Source organism: Vibrio sp. 10N.261.52.A1 (genome assembly GCF_002876325.1).
Taxonomy (GTDB): domain Bacteria; phylum Pseudomonadota; class Gammaproteobacteria; order Enterobacterales; family Vibrionaceae; genus Vibrio; species Vibrio chagasii.
On the sequence record NZ_MCYD01001386.1, the window covers coordinates 1 to 523 of the forward strand.

Here is a 523-nt window from a genome sequence, read left to right on the forward strand (position 1 = left end):
CAGGGTTATCCTTCAAAGTATTATAAATTGAATTTAGCATTAATTTATCGTCTTTATATTGGCAGTCAGATATTACAGGTAGTTGCGGCCAACCGTTATCAACCCAAAGAACACCTCCAAAGTCTCGCACAATCTCATAACGAGGAATAACATGATAGTGAACATGGTTATCAACCATCATTAGCATAAGATAATTCAAAATATCGTAATTGAATGAAGCTTTTAATGTCCCTTCAACAACTTTTATCAACTCAGCCAACTCTCCCATCTCATCAGCGTTGATACTGGATAAACATTGAGCATGTCGGTTTAATGATATAATGCTAGAACCAAGCGTCGGTTGATCAGGACGTAAAGACCAAGTCCAAACTCCCGTATCGTATAACTTCAGTTCATTAACGCAAAACTTGCATTGAAATTTTTCTAATGCATCGACATTTTTCATTATAGTCTTCTCGCTTTGATTAAGAATCTAACTATAGTATATAAGATTCAATATTGCGATGAAGAAACTGTAGAAAAG

1 protein-coding gene is annotated in these 523 nt (G+C 35.0%); it reads right to left on the reverse strand.

Annotated elements, in window-relative coordinates; genetic code table 11:
• Positions 1-445, reverse strand: a 445-nt coding sequence (locus tag BCT81_RS28145; protein WP_102426572.1) for an HIT family protein, incomplete at its 3' end; no start/stop codon positions are given.
• Positions 446-523: the final 78 nt, after the last annotated feature.